This is a genomic window from Citrobacter sp. C13, from assembly GCF_014596815.2.
GTDB classification, from domain to species: domain Bacteria; phylum Pseudomonadota; class Gammaproteobacteria; order Enterobacterales; family Enterobacteriaceae; genus Citrobacter; species Citrobacter portucalensis.
Map to the genome: position 1 here is coordinate 3,008,136 of NZ_CP115024.1, position 25,112 is coordinate 3,033,247.

Below are 25,112 nucleotides of genomic sequence, written 5' to 3' on the forward strand. Positions count from 1 at the left end.
TCGCGTTTTTATCAAGGTGCGGTACGCGATGCCGTAGTGCCTGAACGCGGCGGTAACGCAAACATAATCAACGCCGGAATCAGGTAGATAAACCAGACAGCGACTTCACTAACGCTTGGCGCTTCCTGATAGCCGAAAATGCCTTCCATCAATGTGCCAAACAGCGAATGCGTCGACAGCACGCTGCTCAGGTCAAACGCCACATCCTGAAAATGATTCCACAACCCAGCTTCGTGGAAAGCACGGATTGCCCCAGCAGCAAGACCGGCAGCCACCAGCAAAATGAACAGGCTGGTCCATTTGAAAAATGCCCCGAGATTGAGGCGAATGCCGCCGAGGTAAATCAGGTAACCCAGTACCACCGCGGTAGCCAGTCCCAGCATCGCGCCTAACGGCGGCCAGATACCTACATCCTGCTGGAATGCTGCCAGCAGGAAGAACACCGACTCCAGCCCTTCACGGGCAACAGCAAAAAAGACCATCATCACCAGCGCCCAGCCGTGATGGTTGCCACGCTGCAACGCGTTATCGACAGCCTGTTCAAGCTGGACTTTGACGTTGCGCGAAACTTTACGCATCCAGAATACCATCCAGGTGAGGATCACCACGGCAATGACCGCCACGATGCCTTCAAACAGCTCCTGTTCTTTTTGCGGAAATTCACCGGTGGTTTCGTTGATGAAAATTCCTAACGCCAGACATAACGCCGCCGCCAGCAGAACACCAATCCACATCACACCAATCCATCGACCACGCTGAGTCCGTTTCAGGTAGCTGGCAATCAGGCTGACAATCAGCGCGGCCTCTAACCCTTCGCGCAACATAATTAGAAATGGAACAAACATGCGAAGAACCCTTAAACGTTATTCTCGGTCAATTGATGAAAAGAAAAGTAAATTACAGTGATAGTGATTATCATTACAGCAAAGAAAAACTCAAGCAGAATGTTTTGAGAATGATGACTTAATGTAAACAGTTAGGCGGGTAATGATTATGCAGGTTTGCGGGGGCACAATAAAAAGCCCGCGCGCAGCGGGCTTTCAGGGACAAGAGATAAATTATTCTGCCTGTAAACGCGATGGCGGAGCTGAGTGATAATGCGCATCAGCCTCGGCAAAACGTTGCTGCATAGCCGTTGATGGCGCTTTACCCAACAGGCTGAAGACCACAATACCGATGCTGCCGAAAACAAAGCCCGGGATGATTTCATACAGACCCAACCAGGCAAACTGCTTCCAGACGATTACCGTCACCGCACCGATGATCATCCCTGCCAGCGCGCCGTTGCGGGTCATACGCGACCACATTACCGAGAACAGAACCACCGGACCAAACGCCGCGCCGAAGCCCGCCCAGGCGTAGCTTACCAGACCCAGCACGCGGTTCTCCGGGTTCGCCGCCAGCGCGATAGACACCAGCGCCACGACCAGCACCATGATACGGCCAATCCACACCAGCTCTTTCTGGCTTGCATTTTTACGCAGGAACGCTTTGTACAAATCTTCGGTGATTGCGCTGGAGCACACCAGCAGCTGGCAGCTCAAGGTCGACATAACCGCAGCGAGGATCGCAGACAGCAGAATACCAGCAATCCACGGGTTGAACAGGATTTGCGCCAGTTCAATAAACACGCGCTCGGCGTTCTGGTTAACAGCACCGGCAAGCTGTGGGTTGTTGTTAAAGTAAGCAATACCAAAGAAGCCCACGGCCACGGCACCTGCCAGGCACAGGATCATCCAGGTCATACTGATACGGCGAGCATGAACGATGCTATGGTGGGAATCTGCTGCCATAAAGCGCGCCAGAATATGCGGCTGGCCAAAGTAGCCCAGACCCCAGCCCATCAAAGAAATGATGGCAACAAAATTCAGCCCTTTGAACATGTCCACGTTCTCAATGCTCTTTTGTTTAATCACTTCCAGCGAATCTTCAAATCCACCCACGCCAATAATGACCATTACCGGCGTCAGGATCAGAGCAAAGATCATCAGGCTGGCCTGGACGGTATCGGTCCAGCTAACCGCCAGGAAACCACCAATAAAGGTATAAATGATCGTCGCGGCCGCCCCTGCCCACAGCGCTGTTTCATAGCTCATGCCAAAGGTGCTTTCAAACAGACGCGCCCCTGCCACAATCCCTGAAGCACAATAGATGGTGAAAAACAGCAAAATAACCAACGCGGAGATAATACGCAAAATTCGGCTTTTATCTTCAAAGCGACCGGTAAAGTAATCCGGTAACGTCAGCGCATTGTTATTGTATTCGGTATGTACACGTAAACGTCCGGCCACCAGCTTCCAGTTGATCCATGCGCCCAAAATAAGGCCGATGGCGATCCAGCTTTCTGAAATCCCCGACAGGAAAATCGCGCCGGGCAACCCCATCAGCAACCAGCCGCTCATGTCAGATGCCCCGGCAGATAACGCGGTCACGAATGGACCCAGACTGCGTCCACCCAGAATGTAATCGTCAAAGTTTTTGGTTGAACGCCATGCAATAAACCCTATCAATATCATGCCGAAAATATAGACACAGAATGTCACTAACATCGGTGTGCTAATAGCCATCAAAACTCTCCAAAATTATGTATCAGCAATGCCGTGGCTTGCCGTTTTATTACCCTGCCGGAACGTGGCAAAGATATCTATGTTGACCAGGGCGACCGTATCCTGCCGGAAGCGATGGTTATTCACAATCGATTTAACACACCATTTACATCAAATTTGATCCAGAGTAGATAGCATTTTTCTGTAGGTTGCACTCTCTCACATTTTTTTCGGTTGCACCTTTTAAAAGTGTTAACTACCGCAGAGAAAAAGATTCTGTAATTTTTACAGCCCACATCATAAGACTCATATTTATTAACATTTCATTCATTTCCAAGCTTGCAAACCAAGTCACATTTAACACGGTTGCACAAAGTTGCAACATAGTGGATATTTCTCGGTAACTATCAGCCCCGTATTTCAGTACAACAGGAGTAAACGGCATGGGAACCACCACGATGGGGGTTAAGCTGGATGACGCCACTCGCGAGCGTATTAAAACAGCAGCATCACGAATCGATCGCACGCCACATTGGCTGATCAAACAAGCCATCTTTAATTATCTCGAAAGACTGGAAAATGACGACGCGCTTCCTGAACTACCGGCCCTGCTGGCAGGCGCCGCGAATGAGGGTGAGGAGTCAACCACGCCGCAGAATGAAGCGCATCAGCCTTTCCTGGAATTTGCCGAACAGATCCTGCCGCAGTCAGTTTCCCGCGCAGCAATCACCGCCGCGTACCGCCGTGCCGAAACCGATGCCGTGCCAATGCTGATGGAGCAGGCTCGTCTGCCGCAACCCATCGCGGAGCAAGCACACAAGCTGGCGTACGATCTGGCTGACAAACTGCGTAACCAAAAGACCGCCAGCGGCCGCGCCGGGATGGTACAGGGTTTATTGCAGGAATTCTCACTTTCTTCGCAGGAAGGCGTCGCGCTGATGTGCCTGGCCGAAGCCCTGCTGCGTATTCCTGATAAGGCGACCCGCGATGCGTTAATCCGCGACAAAATCAGCAACGGCAACTGGCAGTCGCACATTGGACGCAGCCCGTCCCTGTTCGTCAACGCGGCGACCTGGGGGCTGTTGTTTACCGGTCGTCTGGTTTCTACGCATAATGAAGCCAGCCTTTCACGCTCACTCAACCGTATTATCGGCAAGAGCGGTGAACCACTGGTACGTAAAGGTGTCGACATGGCAATGCGCCTGATGGGCGAGCAGTTCGTCACCGGAGAGACTATCGCTGAAGCGCTGGCTAACGCCCGTAAACTGGAAGAAAAAGGTTTCCGCTACTCTTACGACATGCTGGGCGAAGCGGCTCTGACTGCCGCCGATGCCCAGGCTTATATGGTTTCGTACCAACAGGCAATCCACGCCATTGGTAAAGCCTCAAATGGTCGCGGCATCTATGAAGGGCCGGGCATTTCTATCAAGCTGTCGGCGCTGCATCCGCGTTATAGCCGCGCGCAGTATGACCGCGTGATGGATGAACTCTATCCGCGTCTGAAGTCGCTTACTCTGCTGGCCCGCCAGTACGACATCGGTATCAATATCGATGCTGAAGAGGCCGACCGACTGGAGATCTCCCTCGATCTGCTGGAGAAACTGTGCTTTGAACCTGAACTCGCAGGCTGGAACGGTATCGGCTTTGTTATTCAGGCCTACCAGAAGCGCTGCCCGTATGTTATCGACTACCTGATTGACCTCGCCACGCGCAGCCGCCGTCGCCTGATGATCCGTCTGGTTAAGGGCGCCTACTGGGATAGCGAAATCAAACGTGCGCAAATGGACGGTCTGGAAGGTTATCCGGTCTATACCCGTAAGGTCTACACCGACGTTTCCTATCTGGCCTGTGCGAAAAAACTGCTTGCGGTGCCGAATCTGATCTACCCGCAGTTCGCTACCCACAACGCCCATACGCTGGCGGCGATTTATCAGTTGGCCGGTCAAAACTATTATCCAGGTCAGTACGAGTTCCAGTGCCTGCACGGTATGGGCGAACCGCTGTATGAGCAGGTCACCGGTAAAGTTGCCGATGGCAAACTGAATCGTCCATGCCGCATTTATGCACCGGTAGGCACGCATGAAACGCTGCTGGCATATCTGGTGCGTCGTCTGCTGGAAAACGGCGCCAACACTTCATTCGTCAACCGTATTGCAGACACTACCCTGCCGCTGGATGAACTGGTAGCCGATCCGGTCGAAGCCGTTGAAAAACTGGCACAGCAGGAAGGCCAGGCTGGTCTGCCACATCCGAAGATTGCCCTGCCGCGTGACCTGTACGGTAAAGGCCGCGAAAACTCAGGCGGGCTGGATTTAGCGAACGAACATCGTCTGGCCTCACTGTCCTCCGCCCTGCTCAACAGCGCGCTGCAAAAATGGCACGCTAAACCGATGCTCGAACATCCGGTTGCTGACGGTGAAATGACCCCAGTCGTCAACCCGGCCGAACCGAAAGACATTGTCGGTTACGTGCGTGAAGCAACCCACAGCGAAGTGGAACAGGCATTGCAGAACGCGGTAAATAACGCGCCGATCTGGTTCGCCACACCGCCACAAGAGCGCGCTGTTATTTTGCATCGCGCCGCCGTTCTGATGGAAGGCCAGATGCAGCAGTTAATTGGCATTCTGGTGCGCGAAGCAGGCAAAACCTTCAGCAACGCCATTGCGGAAGTACGCGAAGCGGTTGACTTTCTGCACTATTATGCCGGTCAGGTCCGCGATGACTTCGATAATGAAACCCATCGTCCGTTAGGGCCGGTGGTCTGTATCAGCCCGTGGAACTTCCCGCTGGCCATTTTCACCGGGCAGATTGCCGCTGCGCTGGCGGCGGGCAACAGCGTGTTGGCAAAACCCGCGGAACAAACTCCGCTGATTGCCGCCCAGGGTATTGCCATTTTACTCGAAGCAGGTGTGCCGCCAGGCGTGGTGCAACTGTTGCCTGGTCAAGGCGAAACGGTCGGGGCACAGCTCACTTCCGATGAGCGCGTACGCGGCGTCATGTTTACCGGCTCAACGGAAGTCGCCACGCTGTTGCAACGCAATATCGCGACCCGCCTCGATGCTCAGGGGCGCCCAATCCCGCTTATCGCCGAAACCGGCGGGATGAACGCCATGATCGTCGACTCTTCTGCGTTAACGGAACAGGTCGTGGTCGACGTTCTGGCTTCTGCCTTTGACAGCGCCGGACAGCGCTGCTCCGCGCTTCGCGTCCTGTGTCTGCAGGACGATGTCGCCGACCATACGCTGAAAATGCTGCGTGGCGCGATGGCGGAATGTCGCATGGGTAACCCGGGCCGTCTGACCACCGATATTGGACCGGTTATCGATGAAGAAGCCAAAGCCAATATTGAGCGCCATATTCAGGCCATGCGCGCTAAAGGGCGTCCGGTGTTCCAGGCCGTGCGCGAAAACAGCGACGATGCGCGTGAATGGCAAACCGGTACCTTTATCGCGCCGACGCTTATCGAGCTGGAAAGCTTCGACGAATTGCAAAAAGAGGTGTTCGGTCCGGTACTGCACGTGGTGCGTTACACCCGCAACAATCTGGGCAGCCTGATTGAGCAAATTAATGCCTCCGGCTACGGCCTGACGCTGGGCGTGCACACCCGTATCGATGAAACCATCGCCCAGGTCACGGGTTCGGCACATGTGGGGAACCTGTACGTTAACCGCAATATGGTCGGCGCCGTCGTCGGAGTGCAGCCATTCGGTGGCGAAGGCTTGTCAGGAACCGGGCCAAAAGCGGGTGGACCGCTGTATCTGTACCGCCTGCTGGCAAACCGTCCGGAAAATGCGTTAGGCATTACGCTTGCCCGTCAGGATGCCGAATACCCGGTCGATGCACAGCTTAAAGCCGCACTCGTTCAACCGCTGGAAGCACTCAGCGAATGGGCAACCGACCGTCCAGCACTGCGTGCGCTCTGCCAGCAGTTTGGCGAACTGGCGCAGGCCGGAACGCAACGCCTGCTGCCAGGACCCACCGGCGAGCGCAATACCTGGACGCTGTTGCCGCGCGAACGCGTGCTGTGTATCGCCGATGACGAACAGGACGCACTGGTACAAGTTGCCGCTGTAACTTCCGTTGGTAGCTTAATCCTTTGGCCAGATGATACGTTCCATCGCGACCTGGCAAAACGCCTGCCAGCCGCGGTTTCCGGGCGCATTCAGTTTGCCAAAGCGGACAACATCGCCACGCAGCCGTTTGATGCGGTTATTTTCCACGGCGATTCCGATCAGCTTCGCGCACTGTGTGAAGCAGTGGCGGCCCGCGAAGGGGCGATTGTGTCAGTCCAGGGCTTTGCCCGCGGCGAAAGCAATATCCTGCTGGAAAGGTTGTATATTGAGCGCTCCCTGAGCGTCAATACCGCCGCAGCTGGGGGGAACGCCAGCCTGATGACAATCGGCTAAGGTTGTGGTTAATTAAGGCTCCGGTAACGGGGCCTTTTTTTATTAAGCCAGAGGGAAGCATGAAACGAATCGTACTGACATGTGCAGCGCTGCTGCTGAGCGGCCAGGCGCTGGCGGATGACTGCGCCAACGCGAACACGCAGATTGAGATGAACACCTGTGCGGCAGAGCAGTATAAGGCGGCCGACGCCAAACTTAATGAAACGTACCAGAATGCGCTAAAGCGCGCCGCCCCAACCCAGCGCGATTTACTGAAAAAAGCGCAAATATCATGGATAACTTTGCGCGATGCAGATTGTGCATTAATCAGTTCCGGTACCGAAGGCGGTAGCGTTCAGGCGATGATTTCCAGCCAGTGCCTGACGGATAAGACCAACGAGCGCGAAGCGTTTCTCGCCTCGCTCTTGCAGTGTGAAGAAGGCGATTTAAGCTGCCCGTTACCGCCGGCCAGTTAACGCACGCGGATCCCTTCAATAATCATCCGCTGTACGCTCTCCACCGTTTGGTTAAAAAAGGCTTCATCACGCAGCGTTGCGCCCGTCACCGCCTCTACCTGTGGGGCAAAATCGGCGTAGTGCTGAGTTGAAGCCCAAATCATAAAAATCAGATGATGCGGATCGACCGGAGCCAGTTTTCCGCTTTTGATCCAACCGGCAATCAGTGCGGATTTCTCATCAATTAGCGTTTTGAGATCCCCCTCCAGTTCTGCCATCAATAAAGGCGCTCCGGCCAGCATCTCCATACAAAACAGCCGTGAGGCCTGAGGGTAATCGCGCGACACTTCCAGCTTAAGGCGAATGTATTCTTTAATGGCCACCAGCGGTGCAAAGTCTTCGCGAAAAGCTTTCAATGGAGCTAGCCAGATGTCGAGGATCTGCCGTAAAACGGCGATATAAAGCACCTCTTTTGACGGGTAGTAATAAAGTAAATTGGTTTTTGACACGCCCGCCTGCTCTGCCACCTGCTCCAGGCGAGTGCCGTGGATCCCATATTGGGAGAAGATATTTAATGCCGCGGTTAAGATGGCCTGGCGTTTTGCACTGACGGCCTGCGAGCGCTTACCTGTTTTTTTCTCTGCGCGTTGGACCATGCGCCCTCTCCTTCTTGTGAGGGCGTCAGCATACCAAATCACGCGGTGAATGGTTAAATTAAAGCGATTCCGGCGGCGCCTCTTGCGGCTGCGCTTTTTTCTTTTTGAACTTCAGCTCGCTGACCAGCACGCCAACAATAATGAATGCTGCGCCGAGCAATGCTAGCAGTGGTAAGCGCTCTCCCGCCAGACGACCAAAGATCCCCGCCCACACCGGCTCACCGGTATAAATAACCGTCGCGCGCGTCGGCGAAACGCTACGCTGCGCCCAGTTCATGGTGACCTGAATAATCGCGCTGAAAATCCCCAACCCCAGCGCCACCACCAGCAATCCCGTAGACATTGGCGGCACGGTCTCTCCGGCCGGTCCCATCGCCATAAATGCGACTATCGAAGCGGTTGCCAGTTGCACTACCGTTACCCGACGTACATCCACTTTTCCCGCCCACGCGCTAATCAGGATAATTTCTGCCGCAATCGCCACCGCGCCGGCGAGCGTGATCCACTCGCCTTCGCCTAAAGCCAGTAAATTGCCTCCCGGTCCGGCAAGAAAAATCAATCCGATAAAGGCCAGCACAATGCCGACGCACGGCATCAGGCCAGGCATGCGCCCCAGGCATAGCCATTGTAAAAGCGGCACCAACGGTACGTACATCGCGGTAATAAACGCCGATTTACTGCTGGGAATAAACTGTAGCCCCCAGGTTTGCAGGCTATAGCCCAGCGCAATTGAGATACCGATTGCAACCCCAGCTTTGACTTCCAGCCATGTCAGCTTATGCAATGTGTGTAACGACAAAAGCGCGACCGCCAGCGCGGCAGTGGCAAAACGCACACCGACAAAGAAAAAAGGCCCGCTCAGGGTAACGGCATATTGCACCGCCAAAAATGTGCCACCCCAGAACATGGTGATCACAATGAGGATCGCTTCCTGAGGTTTAACAGAAAAGGAATAACGAGAGAGTAATGACATGAGACACCCGATTAACTGAATGTCATTAGTCTGCGTTGCGTTTTGTTACAGTTCAACCTTGCAGACAAAAAAAACCGCCGGAAGGACCCGGCGGCGGTGGCTACGTAACGTCTGTCTCTGATACTCAGCCGTCACGACATATCTGACAGATAGCCCGACAATTACGATTTGTTGTTGCCGTGGCTATTTTTGCCCCCTTTTTTGCCTGCCTCTGAAGCGCGTTGCGGGTCATTCTTAAAGTTGCCCCCGCTGTGCTGGCCACCTTTTCGACCTGCTTCTGATGCTCTTTCGCGGTCTTCCGCAAAGTTGCCGGAACCGCCCCGATGGTTTGCCATTACTGACCTCCGTCATTGATTAGACATCATATTGCATAGGTACTGAGGAGTGATACCTCACGCAGCGTTACGGGCGATGCCCTGAAAATAACTGCGTGGGATTAAGCATAGTGAAGCGTGGACTGGGAAGACGCTAACTGTAATATCCTGCAACAGGATCAAGAGTGGAAAAGAAATAATCACCCCAAGAAATCAATAAGTCTTTCTTATGACTACCGAATTCTACCCGGTTAAATATGTATCATTTTGCTACAAAGCAGGTTGTTATAAAAATTGTTATAAATCAAAGAAGTGATTGTGAAATTTGCACTCCTGACAGTACGTCATATCTTTAAAGGTAGGTAGCGAATCGCTACGGACACGGTTAACTCGAGGAGTAGTGTAAAATGGCAAAAGTTCTGGTGCTTTATTATTCTATGTACGGACACATTGAAACTATGGCCCACGCAGTCGCAGAAGGCGCAAATAAGGTAGATGGCGCGGAAGTGATTATTAAGCGTGTACCAGAGACCATGCAGCCCGAGATTTTCCTTAAGGCTGGCGGCAAAACACAAAACGCACCAGTCGCAACCCCGCAAGAACTGGCTGATTACGACGCCATCATTTTTGGTACCCCCACGCGCTTTGGTAATATGTCCGGTCAGATGCGTACCTTCCTTGACCAGACTGGCGGGCTGTGGGCCTCTGGCGGCCTGTACGGCAAACTCGCCAGCGTATTCAGCTCAACGGGAACCGGCGGCGGTCAGGAACAAACCATTACATCAACCTGGACTACGCTTGCCCACCATGGGATGGTAATTGTGCCTATCGGTTACGCAGCGCAAGAGCTGTTTGATGTCTCTCAAGTTCGCGGCGGTACCCCTTACGGTGCAACCACCATTGCCGGAGGCGACGGCTCCCGCCAGCCAAGTCAGGAAGAATTATCTATCGCCCGCTATCAGGGTGAATATGTCGCAGGTCTGGCAGTAAAACTCAACGGCTAATCTTCAACAGGAGGATTCGAATGCCAACTCAAGAAGCGAAAGCCCATCGCGTCGGCGAATGGGCAAGTCTGCGCAATACATCGCCGGAAATAGCCGAAGCCATTTTTGAAGTCGCAAATTATGACGAGAAACTGGCGGAAAAAATTTGGGAAGAAGGTAGCGATGAGGTACTCATCAAAGCCTTTGAAAAAACAGACAAAGATTCGCTCTTTTGGGGTGAACAGACTATCGAACGTAAAAACGTCTAGTGCTCAGACTCCCCCGCGAACACGGGGGAGTTTTTCTTTTACTTAGCCGCCTCATTCAGCACGCTGTCGAACTTATCTATCGGGCAAAAACCATCCGCATCTATCGGACATCCTTTCAGCTCCAGCGTTACACGCTGCGCCGGGGATTTCAGCGTCAGGACATCTGCATTACGCAACTGCTGCGAGCTCTGATACACATACTCGATTTTCATCAGATCACGATTTGCATTGCTGTCATGCCAGCGCTGGAAGACAATCTTCCCGCCAATCGGCGTACGCTCGTTCTGATCGTGAAGTTGGTACGGTTTAAAATCCAGCGCGGTGAGCAGCGAAGCGATATTTGAATCATGCCCCACCAGCACGGTTATTTTCGGTGCTTTCGCGCGTTCAGTAACCAGCGCATTATCAATATATTTCACCAGTGGTTTGGCGACGTTCTGCGCCACTTCCGGGGAGGTGAACAGGCTATCCTGATAGCCGTTTTTCAGCTTCGACAGAACCTTCCACTGCTGATCGGATTTAATCTCGCCCCAGGCAACTTTGTCCATTGGGAAGCCTTCGTAATATTGCAGCGTGAAGGCATCAACCAGCGAATTCCCAACCTTCAGCGGCCCCGAAACGCCTGGCTCCTGCTGGTATTTCGCACTAAACGTATCTTTGGCATCGGTCAGGGAACACTGTTGTTTTTCTTTGCAAGACGGTGAGTCTTTGTAGTCGGTCATTTGCTCAAGCAACTGATAGCTATCGTTGAGCTGCATTTTACTACGCTCTTTCTCCATGGCCTGAACGGCCTGCTGGCTGAAGACGGCGGAATCATCGGTGATCACCGGATTAAAGGTAGGATCCATGGTGCCCATTTTTTCCTGATGATGGACCGGAACATCGCAACCAGGGAAAGCACCGGTGACAAAGAACTGCGCCGTGGCGACCGTACGCTGCAGGCTGTTAGCATAGGTATAGACCGTGTTCGGTGCCGGGCATTCGCCCGATTTCACCATCCCCTGCTCTGCCAGCCACTCTCGCATGTAGTGGCCCATATAGATTTCCAGCACACCGCCTTTGGTAGTGAGTTGTCCGCCGGGGACATCCCATTCTGGCCATTGTTTGGGGGTGGACTGCTCAAGAACGCTGCCATTATTGGCTAAAGGTGCGCGTAAGTTATGCCGACTCATCATCAATACTTGCTGAAGCTGATAGCCTTCCGGCGCGGTCTGCGCCTGCGCGGCGGTTGACAATAAGACAGCCCCAGCCACGGCTGTGGCGATTAACGATTTATTCATCCCTACGACCTCTTGTTGTTATCAATCACAACAGAGTGTGACAGAAATATGACATATTTCCGGGAACGCTTTCGCAAAACAGACCATCTAGCGTGTCGTTTTAACACCAAATTCGGTTTCGAGTTTACGAATGCCAAGAGGTGTGAAGATGATATGGCGGCTGCCCTGTTCGGTTTTTATCCATCGCTGTTCACTGAACCAGCGCAGCAGCGTTGCGCCAAGCACACCACCAGGATGATAACGTCGTTCGCTCCAGTCCAGACAACCGCAGGTTAATTTTCGCCGGGATGAGCCCGCCGCCATGACAATCCCCATCTGTGCAAGCTTTTCCTGGCCAAGAGGAGTCAGCGTTTCACCATCCGGCGTTAACCACTGACGGGAAACCAGCGTATCGAACAGCCTCACCGCGACCTCTCCGGCGAGATGGTCGTAGCAGGTGCGGGCATTCCGCAAACCTGGCGGCATCGTGATTTTGCGGGGCGTTGATGTCGCCCACGCCACGCCCATCAAACGCTCCAGCAGTTCAGCGATATCGGAACCTGCCAGGCGAAAATAACGATGTCTGCCCTGCGCAAGCGCCACAACAAAACGTTGTTCGCACAGACGCGCCAGATGCGCACTGGCGGTCGACGCTGACACATCCGCCACCGCGCTGAGCTCAGTTGCAGTCCAGGCGCGGCCATCCATCAGGGCGCACAGCATACGCGAGCGCGATTTATCGGCCATCACTGCCGCAGTGAGTGCCATTTGTGACTCCAGATCGCCCTCTTCTTCATGTAACATCACGGATGCCATAACGACCTCATTGGCCCTGATTATCTGAATTAACGATGCCATGAAAGCCGTGCAATGTCACCGCACCGGTCACGCCGCACGCAGCATCATCTCTGTACCCAACCCGACCAGACAAAACAGAAAACAACGTTTAAACACCAGCGGAGAAATAACCCGTCGTACACGGGTTCCTAACCACTGGCCAATCAGTGCAGGAACAATGGCCAAAGCCGACAAGCTTAGCGATTGTATGGGCAGCGCGTTGTGCCACCACAGACCCAGTGCCAATGCCAGGGTCGAAAAGGTAAAAGAGATCCCGAGCGCCTGTACCAGTTCATCTTTTTCAAAGCCGAGGGACTGGATCCAGGGCACGGCGGGCATCACAAACACCCCGGTTCCGCCGGTCAATAAGCCGGTCACAAATCCAATAACGAGGGAGTATGGTTTTTCACGCTGCGGGGCCACCGCGATTTTCTTTCCCGCCAGCGTCCAGATAGCGTAGGCCACCAGCGCCACGCCGAGCGCAAACTGGGTACGGGTGGTGTCACCCCCGGTAATCCAGGTGCTGGCAAGCAGAATCGCCATTACCACTGTCAGCAGCATTGGCCACAATCGTTTGAGTAATTGGCGTGTATTTCCACCACCGCCAAACTGGAACAAATTGCTCATCAGCGAAGGCAATAGCAGCATGGCCGCCGCGGCAACTGGCGAAATAAGCGATCCGAGGATCCCCATTGCCACGGTGGGTAATCCCATACCCGTAACGCCTTTCACCATCCCGGCGAGAACAAATGTAGCTGTAATCATCACCACCAGCGCGGGTTCAAACGCTAAAGAACTCGTCATGTTGCACTTTCCTGGAAAAGAGAAGATGACTGATTCTGGACGTTAATCACTGTGTTTGCTTCGTCAGGCAACGAAATATGCCTTCCTGGGGAGGGCGACGCCATAAAAAATGCCGGGTTTCCCCGGCACATTTATCAGAACGTTTTCGTCCACCACAACCGAAGTTTCATGCCCCAGTAGCTGGTCCAGCCGCTGGTGGTTGATACCACCCGACCTTGTGACATCACCACCAGCGTGGGCGTGACGCTGATTGCCCAACTGCGGGAAATGGCCCCGTTCGCATCATTGATGACTGGAAAGTCCACGCCTTTACGCGACAGCCAGCGAGATACCTCAGCTTCATTTCCGGAACGTAACGCAATGGTCATCACATTTTCCCCTTCCGAACGCAGCCTGGCGACTTCCGGCGTCGTGAAGCGGCATACGCCGCACCAGCTCGCCCAGAAATAAAGCAACACCGGCTCGTCTTTGCTGAGCGCCGCCAGCGTGACGGTTTCACCATCCAGCGTTTGTAACGGTGTGCTGTCAAAGGAGGCTGGGAGCTGCGGCGCGCGCCAGGCATCCATCAACAGCATCGCCCCCGCTAACAGCGCCAGTAAGATCAGCCCTTCGCGCAGCCAGCGGCGCAATTTACTGAGCATTGGCCGCCGCCAGTTTTTCTTTTACCACTTCCTCAAGGGTTTCCCACGACACCGCACCGGGAATAAGTTCATCACCAATAATCGTTGCGGGAGTTCCCTGCACACCCACCAGTCTCGCCAGTTGCAGGTTAGTACTCAGCGTTTCAGCACTTTGGGCATCCAGCGTCACCGGACTGGCCCCCGATTTTTCCTGCGCCTGTTTGATACTGACGTCGGTATGGTAGCCCTTCTTCTGCATCAGTTTTTCATGTAGCGCCAGAAACTGTTGCGGATGCTGATGCCAGGTGGTCAACACGGTCCGCGCCGCCAGTTCCGAGCTTTCACCTTTAAACGGCAGCGGTTTAATCACTACCGCCACTTCAGGATATTTCTGCACAATTTTTTCCAGCATTGGATCCAACTGCTTGCAGTATGGGCAGTTGTAATCGGTGAAGTTTATCAGAGTCAGTTTCGCCTGCTTCGCGCCAATACGCGGGCTGTTGGGATCGTTAAACAAGGCTTCCTGAATTAATGCTTCAATTTGCTTTTCCTGTTCCGGGGTAAACGGCGCAGGCTCTTTCGCGATACTGACGGCAGAAAACAGGGTTAACAGCAGAACAATCATCATTTTCATGGGGTTACTCCTTTGGCATCATTCAACGTTTGCAGTACCGCATCGCGGGTTAACAACGTGGGTAATGCCTGGCCTTCCGGCAGACCGGGGCCATAAATTTGGTTATACGGCACAGCAACCTGGCCGCGTTTTTTTAGAAATTCGGTAATAGCTTCAGAAGGGAGTGTCCAGTCGCCGCGCAGCGCCACCACATCCGGCTGTTGCAATGCGGCCTGTACGTCTTCTTTATGCAACACGTTGTATTTGTTTACCTTACAGGTGATGCACCAGTCGGCTGTGACGTCAATGAACACGCGCTTATGTTGCGCCAGCGCATCCTCAATCGCCTGCTCGCTTAGCGGTTGCCAGTTCACGCTTTCTTTAGCGCTACTTTGTCCGCTAAACCCTAAGTGTGGGAGCAGCAACGTCGCAAGCCAGATAGCCGAACCCAGCATCATCACGCCAAGCAGACGCCGCAAAATATTCATCCACCGCCCTGGTCGCGGCAAACGCAGCGCCAGACCGGGACGCAGGGCCACCAGCAGCCACGGTAAGCTCATCCCCAGCCCAAGTGCGATAAACAATCCCCACAACGTCGGCAGCGAAGCGGTCAATGCTACCGCCACCGCCGTTCCCAGAAACGGGGCACTGCACGGCGTGGCAAGCAGTGTCGCAAATGCACCTTGCCAGAAATGTCCCGACAGTCCGTTGCCGCCGTGAGTCGCCAGCGTGGTGGTCATTGCAGAAGGCAGGCGGAATTCAAACCACCCGAACAGGCTGGCGCTGAACGTCAGCATCACTAGCACCATGACGCCAATGAACCACGGATTCTGAAACTGGATCCCCCAGCCAAGGGCCTGATTGGTTAAACGCAGCACCGTCATCAATAGCGCCAGTGCCATAAACGAGACCAGTATTCCGGCTACCGATGCGAGGAACTGACGGCGGATCTGGCGACGACTTTTTTCCTCGACCAGCAAAATAGAGCCCAGCTTCATGCCCAGAACCGGTAACACACAGGGCATCAGATTGAGGATAAAACCACCCAGCAGTGCCATTAACACCACTTGCCACAGTGGGAGTGAGGCGTTCTCAACAACCGGGGCTTCGCCAATCGCAAGACGACTCTCCTGGGCAACACCGTTATCTGCCAGCACCAGCGTGACTGACTTACCACGCAGATCCGGCGCGCCTTCTCCCCAACCGTCATGTACAGGTACCGTAGCGCGTAACATCTCCCCCTCAACATGAATTTGCGGCATGCCAAAATCCGCATCATCAACAGCATCCAGATACAGCCCTGGTTCAGTCCAACCTCCCGCACGGCGAGCCTCGACGACTAACTCTCCCGCCCGTGCGCCAGCGCTCAGAACATCGGTCAGGCCGCTGGCAAGTGGGATCTGTCCCATCGCCTGAGCATAGTCATGTGCAAAAGTCGGGTCCTGGGCTGTGGGCGTCACGGAAAAAGGAAAATCCGTCAACAGGCAAACGTTGCTACAGGTAGATAGCGTCAAAACGCCGCTGAGCGTGGCGGGCGCTCTACCGCGCACCACCATCGGAAACGTCACCTTATCGTGATACCCCTGGGTAGTGATATTGGCGACCTCAAAACGAGCAGGGGTTGGCCAGGACCAGTCGACCGCAGGCATTTCCCCTTTCCAGGCGATAGCAGGCGCAACGCCCCCCTCGCCCGGAGAACGCCAGTAGGTTTTCCAGCCGTCCTCCAGTTTGACATCCAGCAGCAGACGGGTTTCTCCGCCTGCGGACGTATCAGCGCGTAACCGCACGCTGGCGTGATCGTTATCGGGTGAACGCAGCCAGCCGGGTTCAGCCGCCCAGGATACGGGCAGCCATAGCAATAACAGACAGAGCAACGCCTGTCTGAAAACAGTCATCATAGTTTTTCTCCGTGAATAATTATCTAACAGTCAGCAACGGCTGTTCTGTCATTCACGGAAGACGCAAAATCGGAGATGCACCCGGAGAGTGGGCGGCGAGATGGCTCGCGGTGGGAAAAAAGGTAGACGAAACGCCCGTACTGGCGCCAGCAATGACAGCAGCAGGCACAGCACCAGAATAGCACCTTCAAACAGTACGGGTGGCGCAGCCAGTAATGACTTCGCGCTCAGTTCACAAGGAGTAACGGGTGAGGCCTCATCGGTCTGCACTTGTGCGCTGGCGACAACGCTTGTAACGGCGGTATCCATCTGCAACGCGTGCAGGCCCGCCATGCGTTGTGCGGTGCAAACCATCACCACAACACATGCCAGACAGAGGAACCACCATCCCATCCGTTGACGTTTCGCCATTATACCCTCACTCAATGATGCGAGTTATCTTAACCACTCGCCAGGTTTTGGCAACCTTTACGCTGTAAAGTTATGTCCTGCTATCTGCTGGATATACCGCGATTTCAATCAGATTGAGATCGGGATCCCTGACATACACCGAGCGAATAGGTCCTGTCGCACCGGTACGTGCAACGGGCCCTTCAATAATCTCGACTCCGTGGGTTTGAAACGTCTCCATCACCTCTTCCAGCGTACGCGTGGTGATAAAACACAAATCCAGCGCCCCCGGCGTTGGCGCGTAGGCTTTGGGTTCAAACTCTTTTCCCCGAATGTGGAGATTGATTTTCTGATTGCCAAAGACGAAGGCTTTCCGACCTTGCGCGAAGGTTTCCAGCCTCATGCCTAAAAGCTCGACATAGAAACGAACGCAAGCCTCTTCATGATTGGTGGTTAGTACCAGGTGATCCAGGTGGTCAATCATAGCGATATCCATTTGGGTTGCTCATCTCTGACACTTACCCTATTCATTCACGCACGACAAGAAAAAGAAAATCTACGGGGGTATTTGCAGAACTTAGCGCAATACCTTGCTATTCACGCTTTAAAACGAAATGATAATTAATCATATTACGTCTTCTTTTATTACACTATAACATTGCTAAAATACCCTGAAAATATCACGCAAGTTATCATTCACTATTTACGAAGAATGCATGTAGATATTTCCATGGCAGCACACAAATAATGCCCGTTACGTACTAATGCGTAAATGAAAGTAAGGGGTAGCGCATTTTCAGGGGATTTCCTTATTATATCCAGACGCAATGAATAACGTGTTCATTAGCAGAAGATTTGTTTATTAAATGTTATTTAGAGTATATGGAAATGAAAAAATTTTTATTACCCCTGATTGGGTTACTTTTTACAGTTAGCGCTCAGGCAGCATCATTTACCGACGGCAAAGAGTATATCACCCTGGAAAAACCTGTCGCTTCCGCACCGCCGGCGCTGAAGTTTTTCTCATTCTACTGCCCTTCCTGTTATCAGTACGATGAAGTTTTTGAAATCACTGATAACGTGAAAAAAGTATTGCCGGCAGATGTCAAACTCACCGAATACCACGTCGACTTTTTAGGACCGCTGGGGCAAGACATGACCCACGCCTGGTCCGTCGCCATGCTGTTGAACGTACAAGATAAAGTTAAGCCGTTGCTTTTTGATGCCGTTCAGAAAAAACAAACCGTTAAAACAGCGGACGATATTCGTAACGTATTTATCAGCGCGGGCGTCAGCGCCAGTGATTATGATGCGGCATGGAATAGCTTTGCCGTGAAATCACTGACCGCTAAGCAGCAAGAAATGGCGAAGGCAGTTGATTTAACCGGTGTGCCCGCCATTTTTATCAACGGAAAATATATGATCAATCCAAAAGGACTGAAGTCAGATGACCTTAATGCATTCGTGCAAAACTATGCTGATACGGTCCGCTTCCTGATCACTAAATCCTGATGTTTAGCTAATCTCACTTTTCGCACCACGCAACAAACGCTATAACGTTAAATGCGCTGTTGGTGGTGCGCAACCGCATCGTTTATCGCAATATTCTCCCTTCCCGGTTGGCATTCGCCGTTATCAGGATTACCCTAAACTTAGCGGTGATACCTGTTGTCAGGGTTCACCTTCTGCAAGTGTTGATTTACACGAGAGAACGCTATGGAATTAAAGGATTATTACGCCATTATGGGCGTGAAACCGACAGACGATCTCAAGACAATCAAGACCGCCTATCGTCGACTCGCCCGTAAATATCATCCTGATGTCAGCAAAGAGACTGACGCGGAGGCCCGGTTTAAAGAGGTTGCAGAAGCCTGGGAAGTATTGAGTGATGAGCAGCGACGCGCCGAGTACGACCAGCTGTGGCAGCACCGCAACGACCCACAGTTCAGCCGTCAATTCCAGCAAGGAGAGAATCAAAGCTACAGCGCCGAAGATTTCGACGATATCTTCTCCTCCATTTTTGGTCAGCGTGCGCACCAGTCGCGCCAGCGCCCTGCCAGCCGCGGGCACGACATCGAAATCGAAGTTGCCGTATTCCTCGAAGAAACGCTTACTGAGCATAGCCGCACTATCAGTTACAACCTGCCAGTCTACAATGCGTTTGGCATGGTAGAACGAGAAATTCCTAAAACGCTGAATGTGAAAATTCCGGCTGGCGTCGGTAACGGCCAGCGCATCCGTCTGAAAGGCCAGGGCACCCCCGGCGAAAACGGTGGGCCGAACGGTGATTTGTGGCTGGTGATTCATATTGCGCCGCATCCGCTGTTCGATATCGTTAATCAGGATCTGGAAGTTGTCGTTCCCCTCGCGCCGTGGGAAGCTGCGCTGGGTGCGAAAGTAACCGTTCCGACGCTGAAAGAGAGCATCCTGCTGACCATTCCTGCAGGCAGCCAGGCCGGTCAGCGGCTACGCATTAAAGGCAAGGGTCTGGTAAGTAAAAAACATACCGGCGATTTGTATGCGGTGATCAAAATAGTCATGCCACCGAAACCTGACGACGCCAGTGCCGCCCTGTGGCAACAGCTGGCGGATGCACAAAAGGCCTTTGATCCGCGCAAAGAGTGGGGGAAAGCATAATGGCTAACGTTACCGTCACTTTTACCATTACCGAATTTTGTCTGTACACCGGTGTGTCAGAAGAAGAACTGCATGAGATTGTCGGCTTAGGGGTGATAGAACCCCATGAAGACGAGACGTTTGACGATCATGCGCTGACTGTAATGCGTCGCGCGGTGCGCCTTCGTCAGGAGCTGGAACTTGACTGGCCAGGGATTGCCGTTGCGCTGACGTTGCTGGAGGAGAACGCTCAGTTACGCCAGGAAAACCGCCTGCTGCGCCAGCGCCTGTCTCGCTTTATCAGCCATCCTTAGTGTGTCAGGACCAGCATGGTGCTGGTCCTTTTATTATCCGCCCCGCGCTCTTAATGACATTGCCCAGCAGATGGCATACAGTCTCAGATAAGAATTATCTTAAACAATAAGACGTTGAGTCATGCAGCTTAAACCCCTCACGAAAGGTCGTTTTCACAACATCTGGCAGCAGGATGATGCCTTGATTGAGAAGATATTTCAGGAACTGCTCTCTGAAACGCAGATTCTCCAGGAAGATGAGTATCTATACCGCCAGGGACAGGTTGTCGATCGACTGATCATGGTGCAATCCGGAAGAATTTCGCTGCGTTACAGCGCGGAGAATGGTCGCCGATTCCAGTTGGGCGCCATGGAATGCGACGAGCAGCTGTTTGGTGAAATGGAGTTTTTTACCGGGTATCGCTGCCAGCTTGATATCGTCGCGGAAGAACCACTGACCGTAGCGGTGTGCAGCTGTGACCGTCTGGAAGAAGCGCTGAATCAGCATCCCAGACTGGCGATATTTTTTGCCAGTGCAATGGCGATTGATTATCAGGATATGCTGGAAATCTTCCTGCACCGGATGCTCTACCCTATCGTACATAACGTGGCGTATGACCTGTATCGCCAGCATCAGAACAAGCAGCCGATGGATGGTTTCCATAAAAAATACCAGGAAGCTGAGCGATTCGGCACAACCGACCGGGTCTATCGGCGGGCGGTTAAAGCGCTGACGGATGCCGGGCTGGTAACGCGAACGAAGCAAGGACTGGAAATTAAGGATCTGGATGGGCTGCGTAAATTTCTCGGCAATGACATCATTGACTGACACACCAACTCTCGTAAACAGAGCATTGGTGTGTCATTTCGGCGCAATCAGAACTTATAGGTGAGATTGAAATAGTGACCGAGCCCGGTGGTTCGCCCTGCTCCGCCGTGGTTTTCCATCAATGCCATGTTACGGAAATACTTCAGGCCATAACCGACTGCATAATGCTCTGAATGCCAGTAGATACCGTTATACCATTCAATCGCGTTATTGCTGTATAACGGTTGATTAGCAATCTTATTCGCGGCGAACTGGTAGTCAAAGTACCCCTGATAGTTCAGATAACTGCCGTTGGCAAAGGTATAGAATGGCGTCGACCAGTTAGTCGAGAACATGTAACCATCCCACTTTCCTTCGTTATCCGCACCGTAGTTTTCACGAACATAATGCGCATAGATGTTCATTCCCACCAGACCAAACCACGGGACCTTCACATCTGTACCCAGACCAACGTAATGTTCAAATAATTCCCGGTCGCCAATGTTATTTACCGTTGCAATATAGAATTCGTTAAACGGCCCAACGGATAAATCTTTATTAAAAATGGCGTCCAGGGATAAACGTGGAGATATCTTGGCAAAGAAGTTATCACCACCGTGACGATCGTCCTTCTCGCGGTCCAAAATATCAAAGAAATCCACATAACCGTACAGATCGATAATGCCAGAGCGTGCACCAAACTCCAGTTCCAGATAGGTGTCATTGCGAATACCATATGGCACTTTCGCGTCCACACTTTGCATTAAGTTCATCTGCATCCAGTTAAAATCATTTTTACGGATGTTGCCATCAGTATAGTCAGCCGCGAATGCTTGCATACAGCTCATTGCCACTACTGCACCCAGGATTGTTTTTTTAATCATTAATTTATTCTTTTTCAGCATTTTCAATTCCTTTGAGTAAGGTTGAGTATCGCCTCACCATATAAATGGTGTGGCGACTGGCTATTTAATTAAAGAGGTAAGTATTATTAGTGCTTTTAATTACGTTTGAGTTTTAATGTCGCCATTAACATAACAAAGATAATTAAATACAACACCGGTATTGCGTACATAATTTTCTGTAATCCCATTGTTTTTTCCATGAGCGCGCTGATCGCCGGACTAAACATGGCCCCGGCACTGCCGCTAATTAAAATATAAGAAACGTTCTGACTGCTCGCACGCTTCACGAAAGAAACACCATAGGCAATAAATGAGTTATACAGCGCAGCACAGACAAAGCCGTAACTGTAGGCCAGATAATCAAGCCCGGAGATATTATCCTTCGTGACGATAATTGCGGTAATAATGCTTGCCAGCAAAATAATACTTAGCAGGAAATAATGTATCTTCACCCGAGAAACAATGACGGTTGATACTAATGCCCCGACCAGCGCAGCGCCCCAGTATTGCGTAATAATATTTCCTGCTTCTTCAAAGGGAATGCCAAATTTGTTCTTCACAAATAATGGTGCCCAGGTCAGGAAGGTGTACAGCGCCAGCATACCTAAGAACAGGCCAATGCCTCCGCTGATAATCCCTGGATTCCACTCCGATTTTACCTTGTCTGTCCGATCTGCCGTGGGCGACGTCTCGCAGGCAGTAAAGCGGGTGAGCGCCACAACGCCCAGCGTGAGTAAGGCCACCATACCCACGCTCAGATAGCTGTAACTCCACGACATATTGTGCGTCAGGGCGAAGGTGGTGATCAGCGGGAAAACTACACCCGCGACGTTGAAAGTGGCGTCCTGCACCACCAGCATCGTACTTTGAATACGATCCTGCCAGACCGATACCACAATCGTTCCTGCCACGCACAGACCGATCCCACCGCAAAAACCCACCAGGGTCATGGCGACCATCACCGGCCATAAGCCAGGGCTTAAGTGCATTACCAGAGCGCAAAGGAACACTATCGAATAGATAATGAGCGTCATACGCTTCACACCGATTTTCTCAATCAGGAAAAAGGCGGCGATGGTGCCGGCTAATGCTCCACCATTGAGCAACGAAAATATCGAAGCAACGGTATTCACATCGGCACCGTAGCGTACTGCAATCGGTTCGATTAGCATACCGAACTGACTGGCAAACCCTGCCATAATAAAATTTGCCAGAAAACTAATCAGCGTAAGTGCTATTTTATTCTTCATATAATGCCATCTCTGATTGGTTCAATTAAAAGCCGGAACTAAGCGGTAACAGCAGTATTTAGCGCCAGCTCAATCATGTTGTTAAAGGTCAATTGTCGTTCTTCTGCCGTTGTTTCTTCTCCGGTCAGGCAATGATCGGAGACAGTTAAAATAGCCAGCGCTTCAATATTAAACTGATGCGCTAAAGCGTATAAGCCTGCTACTTCCATATCTACACCCAGTACACCGAATTTTTCCAGTGCCGGTATTAAATTTTCGTCAGGATCGTAATAAAGATCGCCGCTGAAAACATTGCCGACTTTAATATCGATACCCGCCTTCTGTGCCAGCGTCCACGCCTGCTGTAATAATGGGAAATAGGCAGATGTTGCCATCGCATAGCCCGCGCTACGTTTTAAATTTGTGACTGAATCCGTTCCGGCGGCGACGGCCAGGATAATATCGCGCATTTTGACATGATGTTGTGTTGCGCCTAAACTGCCGACGCGAATAATTCTTTGCACACCAAAATCATGTACCAGTTCATGGGCATAAAGCGTCATTGAAGGAATGCCCATTCCATGTCCCATCACCGAAACAGGTTGCCCAAAATATAAACCGGTATAACCCAGCATATTACGTACATTGGTGACTTCGCGGTAATCCATTAAATAATTTTCGGCAATAAATTTAGCACGGAGCGGATCGCCCGGCATAATAACGGTTGGCGCGAAATCCCCTGGCTTGGCATTAATATGTGCAGTCATAACAATTCCTGAATTATGGGTATTGAAGATATGCAGGGATTGTAACCAGACGTTTGTGAGGTGATTGAGGACAAAAGTCCTGCTCAGAGGATCGGCCTCTCATTTTTGAGAGTTAGTGGTGCAGGTAAGTGGTAAAACGGAACACAGCGTGTTGGTCTTCTGGCTTGCGGTGAATAACGTCAGCACCCCAGCGCAAAGAAGCAGTACGTTGCTCATGGCAAACGTGCACTGCCAGATAAAGGCGAGGACCGCGACGGGAACCAGGCACAAGAAAGCGCCTCACCATCCGATTGTGGTCCCCCCAGATATCCCCTCACCAGCGGCGCGGCTACTACCGTCGCCAGCAGCAGGGGCTTACGATTCCCATTTATAATCCGTATGCAGAATAGCACCATAGATAATTGCATTTCTGTCTCTTGCCGCTCAATATTGTTTTTAAAGGAAGCTTATTGTTATTATCGTTTTCCATTCTAAGATTGAGTTATGCATGCCATGATCCCATTTAGATTTAGTGAGATGACTCACGCCGATATTCCTGCTGTTCAGTCGTTCCTTATTGAGCATCTTAATTTGTTCTTCAAGGCCGGAAGATCCATGCCTTCTGCCGAAGAAGATCTCTTTGATCTCGAACAACAGTATCTGTTACAGGAAAGGAATTTATTGCTTTGCGCATGGAGTGAAAAACAAGAATTAATCGCCACACTGGCGGTATGTCAATATAATGATCGTATTACTGAACTGCGTGGGCGCTATAACTTGCGTGAAACGGCAGAAATTTGTCGTTGCTACGTGGATGAGCGCTATCGTAGACAGGGGATTGGCAGCCAATTGTTTGCTTTAGCAGATGTATTCTGCCAGCAACATAAATATAAAATTTTGTATCTTCATACCCATCATTTTTTACCAGGAGGTTATCACTTCTGGTTGCGTAAAAATTTTAAGGTGATTATGGATATGCAGGATGAATGGCAATTGGTACATATGGAGAGTTCGCCAAAAAAGGACTCAAACGCTAATCCGCAGCATTTTTGATGGTAATCAATATGTTTTATGCGCAGAGATTGAATCATGCTTTTAATTTGATCAACATCAATCAATTCTCATTTAGCTTTCTGTTGTTATTTTCATTTATAGCAACACACAGAGCAATGCATCTACATCCTATTGTTTTTACTGATTATTTTCAGAACGACATTATCTTTATATCTCTTACATTCCGTGGTTGACCTTGTTAACAATTGCCGTTAGAGTCACTTTCGATAGCATTTCATTACATTTTGTGTATGAATAGGAATATGGTGAGAATTATTTAATTCAATTCCATAACTGCCCCCGCAACTGTAGGCGGATGCAGAATATCCTTGTGTGGCTAATAAGCCACAGGTCACTGTAAAGTTTATCTTTATGGGAAGGCTGATATTCTGATTACCGTGAGTCAGGAGACCTGCTGTCAATGATGTATACCATTGAGTGGACGGGATGGTCCATGGGA

Annotated in this window: 26 protein-coding genes, 1 pseudogene and 1 riboswitch; of the genes and pseudogenes, 9 read left to right on the forward strand and 18 right to left on the reverse strand. The window is 51.7% G+C overall.

Annotated elements, in window-relative coordinates:
* Positions 1-11 precede the first annotated feature (11 nt).
* Positions 12-845: an iron uptake transporter permease EfeU gene (gene efeU / locus IB222_RS14465; RefSeq protein WP_003036041.1), complete on the reverse strand. Its 834-nt coding sequence runs from the start codon at positions 843-845 to the stop codon at positions 12-14.
* A 213-nt stretch (positions 846-1,058) separates the two neighbouring features.
* Positions 1,059-2,567, reverse strand: coding sequence for a sodium/proline symporter PutP (gene putP / locus IB222_RS14470; RefSeq protein WP_032936247.1), 1,509 nt, complete (start codon positions 2,565-2,567; stop codon positions 1,059-1,061).
* A 422-nt stretch (positions 2,568-2,989) separates the two neighbouring features.
* Here putP and putA point away from each other — a divergent pair, with 422 nt between their 5' ends.
* Positions 2,990-6,952 (forward strand): trifunctional transcriptional regulator/proline dehydrogenase/L-glutamate gamma-semialdehyde dehydrogenase, encoded by a 3,963-nt coding sequence (gene putA, locus IB222_RS14475; protein ID WP_148362138.1) that lies wholly within the window; start codon positions 2,990-2,992, stop codon positions 6,950-6,952.
* Positions 6,953-7,011: 59 nt separating this feature from the next.
* Positions 7,012-7,407: a lysozyme inhibitor LprI family protein gene (locus IB222_RS14480; protein WP_032936250.1), complete on the forward strand. Its 396-nt coding sequence runs from the start codon at positions 7,012-7,014 to the stop codon at positions 7,405-7,407.
* On the opposite strand, the gene rutR is transcribed toward IB222_RS14480, so the two are convergent.
* From rutR to IB222_RS14495, 3 genes are all read right to left on the reverse strand, one after another.
* Positions 7,404-8,042, reverse strand: a complete 639-nt coding sequence (gene rutR, locus IB222_RS14485) for an HTH-type transcriptional regulator RutR (protein WP_003036026.1) — start codon at positions 8,040-8,042, stop codon at positions 7,404-7,406. The genes IB222_RS14480 and rutR overlap by 4 nt on opposite strands.
* Positions 8,043-8,100: 58 nt before the next feature.
* Positions 8,101-9,015 (reverse strand): DMT family transporter, encoded by a 915-nt coding sequence (locus IB222_RS14490; protein ID WP_148362139.1) that lies wholly within the window; start codon positions 9,013-9,015, stop codon positions 8,101-8,103.
* A gap of 161 nt (positions 9,016-9,176) precedes the next feature.
* Complete coding sequence (locus IB222_RS14495) at positions 9,177-9,350, reverse strand: general stress protein (RefSeq protein ID WP_003036022.1); 174 nt, start codon at positions 9,348-9,350, stop codon at positions 9,177-9,179.
* A gap of 386 nt (positions 9,351-9,736) precedes the next feature.
* Between IB222_RS14495 and wrbA the strand changes: the two genes are divergently transcribed.
* Together wrbA and IB222_RS14505 are read left to right on the forward strand one after the other, a co-directional pair.
* Positions 9,737-10,333, forward strand: coding sequence for an NAD(P)H:quinone oxidoreductase (gene wrbA, locus IB222_RS14500; RefSeq protein WP_003832057.1), 597 nt, complete (start codon positions 9,737-9,739; stop codon positions 10,331-10,333).
* A gap of 20 nt (positions 10,334-10,353) precedes the next feature.
* A complete protein-coding gene (locus IB222_RS14505) occupies positions 10,354-10,581 on the forward strand; it encodes a YccJ family protein (protein ID WP_001143127.1) in 228 nt (75 codons plus the stop codon).
* 38 nt (positions 10,582-10,619) lie between these two features.
* Here IB222_RS14505 and agp read toward each other — a convergent pair whose 3' ends face one another.
* From agp to IB222_RS14545, 8 genes are all read right to left on the reverse strand, one after another.
* Positions 10,620-11,861: a bifunctional glucose-1-phosphatase/inositol phosphatase gene (gene agp, locus IB222_RS14510; protein ID WP_063941866.1), complete on the reverse strand. Its 1,242-nt coding sequence runs from the start codon at positions 11,859-11,861 to the stop codon at positions 10,620-10,622.
* An 87-nt stretch (positions 11,862-11,948) separates the two neighbouring features.
* The gene (locus IB222_RS14515; RefSeq protein ID WP_149384709.1) at positions 11,949-12,656 is read right to left on the reverse strand and encodes a winged helix-turn-helix domain-containing protein; all 708 of its coding nucleotides are present in this window, start codon (positions 12,654-12,656) and stop codon (positions 11,949-11,951) included.
* A 69-nt stretch (positions 12,657-12,725) separates the two neighbouring features.
* Positions 12,726-13,481: a sulfite exporter TauE/SafE family protein gene (locus IB222_RS14520; protein ID WP_149384710.1), complete on the reverse strand. Its 756-nt coding sequence runs from the start codon at positions 13,479-13,481 to the stop codon at positions 12,726-12,728.
* Between the two features lie 134 nt (positions 13,482-13,615).
* The gene (locus IB222_RS14525; RefSeq protein WP_149384711.1) at positions 13,616-14,122 is read right to left on the reverse strand and encodes a protein disulfide oxidoreductase; all 507 of its coding nucleotides are present in this window, start codon (positions 14,120-14,122) and stop codon (positions 13,616-13,618) included.
* Positions 14,112-14,735 carry a DsbA family protein gene (locus IB222_RS14530; RefSeq protein ID WP_149384712.1) on the reverse strand — a complete coding sequence of 208 codons (624 nt, stop codon included), beginning with the start codon at positions 14,733-14,735 and terminating at the stop codon, positions 14,112-14,114. The genes IB222_RS14525 and IB222_RS14530 overlap by 11 nt, the downstream gene beginning before the upstream one ends.
* Complete coding sequence (locus IB222_RS14535) at positions 14,732-16,612, reverse strand: protein-disulfide reductase DsbD domain-containing protein (protein WP_149384713.1); 1,881 nt, start codon at positions 16,610-16,612, stop codon at positions 14,732-14,734. Before IB222_RS14535 ends, IB222_RS14530 begins: the two co-directional genes overlap by 4 nt.
* A 48-nt stretch (positions 16,613-16,660) precedes the next feature.
* Positions 16,661-17,023 carry a hypothetical protein gene (locus IB222_RS14540; RefSeq protein WP_008784315.1) on the reverse strand — a complete coding sequence of 121 codons (363 nt, stop codon included), beginning with the start codon at positions 17,021-17,023 and terminating at the stop codon, positions 16,661-16,663.
* A 70-nt stretch (positions 17,024-17,093) separates the two neighbouring features.
* Entirely contained in the window at positions 17,094-17,498 is a 405-nt protein-coding gene (locus tag IB222_RS14545; protein ID WP_003832040.1) for a VOC family protein, read from the reverse strand.
* A 392-nt stretch (positions 17,499-17,890) separates the two neighbouring features.
* Here IB222_RS14545 and dsbA point away from each other — a divergent pair, with 392 nt between their 5' ends.
* The 4 genes from dsbA (at position 17,891) to IB222_RS14565 (ending at position 20,740) form a co-directional block, all read left to right on the forward strand.
* Complete coding sequence (gene dsbA / locus IB222_RS14550; RefSeq protein WP_148362143.1) at positions 17,891-18,514, forward strand: thiol:disulfide interchange protein DsbA; 624 nt, start codon at positions 17,891-17,893, stop codon at positions 18,512-18,514.
* 204 nt (positions 18,515-18,718) lie between these two features.
* Complete coding sequence (gene cbpA / locus IB222_RS14555) at positions 18,719-19,639, forward strand: curved DNA-binding protein (protein ID WP_128317619.1); 921 nt, start codon at positions 18,719-18,721, stop codon at positions 19,637-19,639.
* Positions 19,639-19,932: a chaperone modulator CbpM gene (gene cbpM, locus IB222_RS14560; RefSeq protein ID WP_003832033.1), complete on the forward strand. Its 294-nt coding sequence runs from the start codon at positions 19,639-19,641 to the stop codon at positions 19,930-19,932. Before cbpA ends, cbpM begins: the two co-directional genes overlap by 1 nt.
* Before the next feature lie 121 nt (positions 19,933-20,053).
* Positions 20,054-20,740, forward strand: a complete 687-nt coding sequence (locus IB222_RS14565) for a Crp/Fnr family transcriptional regulator (RefSeq protein ID WP_063941862.1) — start codon at positions 20,054-20,056, stop codon at positions 20,738-20,740.
* Positions 20,741-20,787: 47 nt separating this feature from the next.
* On the opposite strand, the gene IB222_RS14570 is transcribed toward IB222_RS14565, so the two are convergent.
* The 5 genes and pseudogenes from IB222_RS14570 to IB222_RS14590 all read right to left on the reverse strand — a co-directional run.
* A complete protein-coding gene (locus IB222_RS14570) occupies positions 20,788-21,624 on the reverse strand; it encodes an outer membrane protein OmpK (protein WP_148362145.1) in 837 nt (278 codons plus the stop codon).
* Between the two features lie 95 nt (positions 21,625-21,719).
* Entirely contained in the window at positions 21,720-22,874 is a 1,155-nt protein-coding gene (gene tsgA, locus IB222_RS14575; RefSeq protein ID WP_003832028.1) for an MFS transporter TsgA, read from the reverse strand.
* A 38-nt stretch (positions 22,875-22,912) separates the two neighbouring features.
* Complete coding sequence (gene deoD / locus IB222_RS14580) at positions 22,913-23,620, reverse strand: purine-nucleoside phosphorylase (protein ID WP_032942921.1); 708 nt, start codon at positions 23,618-23,620, stop codon at positions 22,913-22,915.
* Between the two features lie 112 nt (positions 23,621-23,732).
* Positions 23,733-23,888, reverse strand: coding sequence for a hypothetical protein (locus tag IB222_RS14585; protein WP_154816728.1), 156 nt, complete (start codon positions 23,886-23,888; stop codon positions 23,733-23,735).
* 14 nt (positions 23,889-23,902) lie between these two features.
* Positions 23,903-23,964 (reverse strand): annotated as a pseudogene (locus IB222_RS14590) (hypothetical protein); the annotation flags it as partial.
* A 148-nt stretch (positions 23,965-24,112) separates the two neighbouring features.
* Between IB222_RS14590 and IB222_RS14595 the strand changes: the two are divergent.
* Positions 24,113-24,652 carry a GNAT family N-acetyltransferase gene (locus tag IB222_RS14595; RefSeq protein WP_188055370.1) on the forward strand — a complete coding sequence of 180 codons (540 nt, stop codon included), beginning with the start codon at positions 24,113-24,115 and terminating at the stop codon, positions 24,650-24,652.
* A 211-nt stretch (positions 24,653-24,863) separates the two neighbouring features.
* Positions 24,864-25,087, forward strand: a riboswitch (cobalamin riboswitch).
* Positions 25,088-25,112: the final 25 nt, after the last annotated feature.

Coding starts and splice junctions, on each gene's coding strand:
- IB222_RS14565 (WP_063941862.1), top strand. CDS start 20,054: ATGCAGCTTAAACCCCTCACGAAAGGTCGTTTTCACAACATCTGGCAG.
- deoD (WP_032942921.1), bottom strand. CDS start 23,620: ATGACTGCACATATTAATGCCAAGCCAGGGGATTTCGCGCCAACCGTT.
- IB222_RS14570 (WP_148362145.1), bottom strand. CDS start 21,624: ATGCTGAAAAAGAATAAATTAATGATTAAAAAAACAATCCTGGGTGCA.
- IB222_RS14520 (WP_149384710.1), bottom strand. CDS start 13,481: ATGACGAGTTCTTTAGCGTTTGAACCCGCGCTGGTGGTGATGATTACA.
- putA (WP_148362138.1), top strand. CDS start 2,990: ATGGGAACCACCACGATGGGGGTTAAGCTGGATGACGCCACTCGCGAG.
- IB222_RS14505 (WP_001143127.1), top strand. CDS start 10,354: ATGCCAACTCAAGAAGCGAAAGCCCATCGCGTCGGCGAATGGGCAAGT.
- dsbA (WP_148362143.1), top strand. CDS start 17,891: ATGAAAAAATTTTTATTACCCCTGATTGGGTTACTTTTTACAGTTAGC.
- tsgA (WP_003832028.1), bottom strand. CDS start 22,874: ATGAAGAATAAAATAGCACTTACGCTGATTAGTTTTCTGGCAAATTTT.
- IB222_RS14595 (WP_188055370.1), top strand. CDS start 24,113: ATGATCCCATTTAGATTTAGTGAGATGACTCACGCCGATATTCCTGCT.
- wrbA (WP_003832057.1), top strand. CDS start 9,737: ATGGCAAAAGTTCTGGTGCTTTATTATTCTATGTACGGACACATTGAA.
- agp (WP_063941866.1), bottom strand. CDS start 11,861: ATGAATAAATCGTTAATCGCCACAGCCGTGGCTGGGGCTGTCTTATTG.
- IB222_RS14535 (WP_149384713.1), bottom strand. CDS start 16,612: ATGATGACTGTTTTCAGACAGGCGTTGCTCTGTCTGTTATTGCTATGG.
- IB222_RS14515 (WP_149384709.1), bottom strand. CDS start 12,656: ATGGCATCCGTGATGTTACATGAAGAAGAGGGCGATCTGGAGTCACAA.
- rutR (WP_003036026.1), bottom strand. CDS start 8,042: ATGGTCCAACGCGCAGAGAAAAAAACAGGTAAGCGCTCGCAGGCCGTC.
- IB222_RS14545 (WP_003832040.1), bottom strand. CDS start 17,498: ATGGATATCGCTATGATTGACCACCTGGATCACCTGGTACTAACCACC.
- cbpA (WP_128317619.1), top strand. CDS start 18,719: ATGGAATTAAAGGATTATTACGCCATTATGGGCGTGAAACCGACAGAC.
- IB222_RS14525 (WP_149384711.1), bottom strand. CDS start 14,122: ATGCTCAGTAAATTGCGCCGCTGGCTGCGCGAAGGGCTGATCTTACTG.
- IB222_RS14530 (WP_149384712.1), bottom strand. CDS start 14,735: ATGAAAATGATGATTGTTCTGCTGTTAACCCTGTTTTCTGCCGTCAGT.
- putP (WP_032936247.1), bottom strand. CDS start 2,567: ATGGCTATTAGCACACCGATGTTAGTGACATTCTGTGTCTATATTTTC.
- efeU (WP_003036041.1), bottom strand. CDS start 845: ATGTTTGTTCCATTTCTAATTATGTTGCGCGAAGGGTTAGAGGCCGCG.
- cbpM (WP_003832033.1), top strand. CDS start 19,639: ATGGCTAACGTTACCGTCACTTTTACCATTACCGAATTTTGTCTGTAC.
- IB222_RS14480 (WP_032936250.1), top strand. CDS start 7,012: ATGAAACGAATCGTACTGACATGTGCAGCGCTGCTGCTGAGCGGCCAG.
- IB222_RS14540 (WP_008784315.1), bottom strand. CDS start 17,023: ATGGCGAAACGTCAACGGATGGGATGGTGGTTCCTCTGTCTGGCATGT.
- IB222_RS14490 (WP_148362139.1), bottom strand. CDS start 9,015: ATGTCATTACTCTCTCGTTATTCCTTTTCTGTTAAACCTCAGGAAGCG.
- IB222_RS14495 (WP_003036022.1), bottom strand. CDS start 9,350: ATGGCAAACCATCGGGGCGGTTCCGGCAACTTTGCGGAAGACCGCGAA.